The 4,067-nt window shown below is 50.8% G+C and carries 4 protein-coding genes and 1 pseudogene; all 5 read right to left on the bottom strand.

The genetic code is table 11. The features are described from left to right. Positions 1-916: hypothetical protein (locus AACZ40_RS28405; protein ID WP_339676980.1), on the bottom strand; the 916-nt coding region annotated here is incomplete at its 3' end. A 96-nt stretch (positions 917-1,012) separates the two neighbouring features. Continuing rightward, positions 1,013-1,849, bottom strand: a complete 837-nt coding sequence (gene lpxA, locus AACZ40_RS28400; RefSeq protein WP_291170705.1) for an acyl-ACP--UDP-N-acetylglucosamine O-acyltransferase — start codon at positions 1,847-1,849, stop codon at positions 1,013-1,015. Positions 1,850-1,935: 86 nt separating this feature from the next. Continuing rightward, on the bottom strand, positions 1,936-2,373 hold the full coding sequence (locus AACZ40_RS28395; protein WP_291170703.1) for a hypothetical protein: 438 nt from the start codon (positions 2,371-2,373) through the stop codon (positions 1,936-1,938). A 229-nt stretch (positions 2,374-2,602) separates the two neighbouring features. Beyond that, entirely contained in the window at positions 2,603-3,571 is a 969-nt protein-coding gene (locus AACZ40_RS28390; RefSeq protein ID WP_291170701.1) for a calcium/sodium antiporter, read from the bottom strand. A 218-nt stretch (positions 3,572-3,789) separates the two neighbouring features. Further along, positions 3,790-4,067, bottom strand: a pseudogene (locus AACZ40_RS28385) (hypothetical protein); the annotation flags it as partial.

Raw genomic sequence — 4,067 nt, 5'->3', positions numbered from 1 at the left:
TCGAATTCTCAACCAGTCGATCCGACGGGCCGATGACCTGTTGACGTAAGCGTTGATCAACTTCACGATTCTCCAGCGTGAGATAATTCTTGTTATAGTCGAATCGACAGGTCCAGGCATAATAAACAAAGCTGTACAGGCCATTCCACGAACACTCGTTGACAACACGATCACGGGATATCTGTCGGCTCTCCGCACTGGTGACAGACCAGAGGAGCATGATCCCTGCCAGCACCGCGGTAAAGAATCCAATACGCCTGCGAAATGGCAGTGGCGATTCAATCTGGGCATGAAAACGTTTTCGTAACAGGACAAACAGGCCGGTCCCCATCGCGGAAACCAGTACCAGTAGTTCCAGGATTGGATAAGATTCCCAGATATTACAACAGACCTCTCTGGGATAGACGATATATTCAAAAGCGAGATAGTTCAGACGTGACTGAAATTCTTCGAAGAAAACATATTCCGCAATCACAAGAAACGGAAGAAACACAAACGCGACGAACCAGGTGAGGTCGAGCAGCAAGCGACTGGTTTTAGTGATTAAGCGCTTACCTGGTAGAAATGTCAGATGTGTCAGTTGCGGAGTGATAAAGCAGAGTGCCACCAGAAGATCAAATTGTAATCCCGTCAGAAACAGTTGTGTTGCCTGTTGAACAGTGAGTTTTGCCAGATCTCCATAGCTGATGATCATGACGAGTCTTAACAGAAACAGGTATGCCAGCGTGATCAGCAGGATCAACGCCAGCACAGAATAACAACCGCCCCAGACACTCCAGGTCTGGACCCAATCCACCAGCCTCGGACGAAGTCCGGGGCGGTTTCCCGTCTCTGCACTCTGACTGACTTCCATTTCCCTGGTCACGGATTCCGCGGAATCCAGAACGGTCTCTGATGAGCTGATGATTCTGGTCATATTTCATCTTTCCCACTGGATTTAAAGGCAGCCAGATTCCGGGGATCGCTTCCCCCGGGTAAATCCGAAGCTTCAATTTCAGCTGTCAATGACTGGTTATTTACAGGTACTCTGCTGTTTCAGAGGAGTCAGAATACTCTGCTGTAACCGGGAATTTCTTCTGCGAAATCTGCAGAAGCCTCTCCGGGTTTCGGCTTGAAAGAAATCGACAAACTGCCGTCCCAGCTCTGTATTTGCCAGTTCTGCAGCCAGCTCCAGGGATCGCCGCTGGGGCATCCCTGACCGGCAAATCACCTTGAACAAGGCCTTTAGTTCCTGCTGCTCGGCTGGAGAGATTCCTTTCAATGCTAATCCAACAGCATTCAGGCCGATGATTTCGCCCTGATGATCGGTCATTGTAAAAGGCGGGACATCCTGACTGATCATGGAGACGCCGCCAATCATTGCCAGTTGTCCAATTCGTACATGCTGATGAACTCCCACATTACCGGATATCACCGCATTGCTTCCAACGTGGACATGGCCTCCCAGCAGCGCCCCACTTACGAGAGTCACTTCGTCTTCAAGATGACAGTCATGAGCAACGTGGGAATTGGTCATCAGGTAACAGCCATTGCCGATTTTCGTAGTCGCCAGTTCAATGCTGGCACGATGAATTGTCACTGACTCCCGAATCACGCAACGCTCGCCGATCCGACAGAAACTGAGTTCCCCGTTGTATTTCTTATCCTGGGGCTTATCTCCAATAACCGCGTGAGAATGAATCGAACAGTCAGCAGCAATTTCCGTATGCCCCATAATGACAACGGAAGGGCCCAGCTGGCAGTTGGCACCGATCCGGACTGGACCATCGATCACAGCGTTCGGACCAATTTTACATGATGGATGTACGGTAGCATCGGGATGAATATAAGCAGTAGGGTGGACGCGCATTTGAATCCTCATTCCAGACAGACAGCGCAGAATATCGCTGTCAGGTAAAACTGATTAAGTTCAGAAAACGAAATGATTTTCATTGTTTAACAATGAAAGTGCGCAATTCCGCTCTGGCTCAGTTTACCGAATGAGAAGTTCTGAAAAGGAAGAGATGGGGCAATGTCCGATGCACGGACTGAATTTGCAGCGCCCACGACAGTAGTGAATCGACAGAGACTGTTGTGAACCTTTTGAATGCAACCGGCGTACAGTTTTACAGAACTGACCTGTGCATTGAAAGGAGCCCCGAAGATAAAGCTGGATCCATTTTCAGGATCAATATCCAAAGGGCCATCATCAAAGTCATCGGGGAGATCGCAACCCAGTAAGACAAAATCGAGATCAAAAGACTGGTCTAGAACAGCAATATGGAGTGATACAGTCTGACCGCTGGCGAGATTATCACCATCGCAGACCGGGAACGGGGCATGCACGGCCGTTGCCACCATCCAGGTTATCACTATTTTGCGAAGCCAGTTCATATTGCTGAGATCCTTCTCGATTTACTTTACGAACTATCATAGAGGAAGCTTTGTTTGTCAAGGTTAGATTAATTTATCTCGCAAATATGAGTCAGGTCAAACCCTCTCTTTGAACGTTCGTTCTGCAACTCAGAGGCCTGGAGTGGCGCTTCAGGCCGATAAAAACCTCCCTGTTCTGTTTCACTCTCACACAGGGTGACATCACAGCCACCTGCGTCGGCAGAATCACTTACATCATCGCGGTGCGGACTAACCAGGTGGTATAGCCGAAGTAACAGAGCAGCAGAAAACTTCCCTCGATCCGGTTGATGCGGCCCGGGCCCTTCCACCCGAATCCCAGGACAAACAGCGATAACGTCAGGCTCAGCATGACAAGGATGTCCCTGTTGAACAGCGACGGATCAACGTCAATAGGCTGGATCACACCGGCTAAACCGACCACGGCCAGGGTATTGAACAGGTTGGAACCGATCACATTGCCGACGGCAATATCGTATTCTCCTTTCCGGGTGGCGATGATTGAGGAAGCCAGTTCAGGCAGGGACGTGCCAATCGCGACGATGGTTAAGCCGATCAGCAGATCACTCACTCCAAACAGGTGCGCCAGTTCGACGGCTCCCCAGACCAGGATGCGGGAGCTGATAACAACCAGTGTCAGTCCCACTAACAACCGGATCACCGCGGTACGTAACGGCAGGGCATTGCTGGCCAGTTCGCGTTCCATTTCGGCTTCGAGTTCATCGCTGGGATTTCGAACTGTCTGCCAGATCGTCCAGCCGACCAGGAGAGCAAAGACCGACAGCAGGACAATCGCATCCAGTCGGCTGATGATTCCATTCCAGACCTGCCACGCAGCCAGCAGCGTACATCCTGTCAGAACGGGCAACTCTTTACGAAGGACTTTGGAATTGACCGTCAGCGGATTGATGAGCGCAGTCAGCCCGAGGATCAGCGCGATATTAGTAATATTCGAGCCATACGCATTCCCGAGCGCGATGCCTGCATTTCCTTCTGCAGCGGAAATCACCGAAACCACCATTTCCGGTAATGATGTCCCAAATCCAACCACAACCATTCCGATCAACAGTGAAGACATGCCGAAATATCTCGAGACGGCTGCCGCACCATCGATAAACCAGTCGGTACTCCAGATCAAGAGAGCGAGTCCGGCGATGATAGCGATGATAGGAAGCAGCATTGTCAGGCCTGTTGTGTCTTGTAATTTCTGTCAATTCGAAAACGAAGGGTTGGAAACCTGTTTCTAACCAATCTGTTGCCGATTTACCAGAGGAGGCGACTTTCGGATTACAAATCAGGATATATTTCTACCGATCCGTCGGCCCGGCTCTCATACAACGGTATCTCGCATCACGAGAAATTCTTCTTCGACGACTTCAGCATCTACGCAGGCACCGATCACAGCCAGACCTCCGCACCAGGCATCCTCGCCACTCGCACCGCATCGCCTGCCCGGTCGAACGACGCTCCCCCCACTTCGTGCCCCTCGAAATACTCAAACTGATGTCCACTAAAGCAGCTGCCCTCATCGTTCACTCCTGATAATTCTGTTCTCCTCATTTGATCACTCACGCTGAATAAACTCCCCTTGACGCCGCCGCGCCGCTGGCGATAAGCGACAAACTGAGTCGCGCGCGTGACCAGTTTACAGTGCACTGAAACACAAGCCACCTGTT

The organism is uncultured Gimesia sp., assembly GCF_963972345.1.
Classification (GTDB): Bacteria; Planctomycetota; Planctomycetia; order Planctomycetales; family Planctomycetaceae; genus Gimesia.
This window is presented reverse-complemented; position numbering and strand designations above follow the sequence as displayed.

Excerpts from the sequence above, each read along its gene's own strand:
- lpxA (WP_291170705.1), bottom strand. The coding sequence starts at position 1,849 with ATGCGCGTCCACCCTACTGCTTATATTCATCCCGATGCTACCGTACAT.
- AACZ40_RS28395 (WP_291170703.1), bottom strand. The coding sequence starts at position 2,373 with ATGAACTGGCTTCGCAAAATAGTGATAACCTGGATGGTGGCAACGGCC.
- AACZ40_RS28390 (WP_291170701.1), bottom strand. The coding sequence starts at position 3,571 with ATGCTGCTTCCTATCATCGCTATCATCGCCGGACTCGCTCTCTTGATC.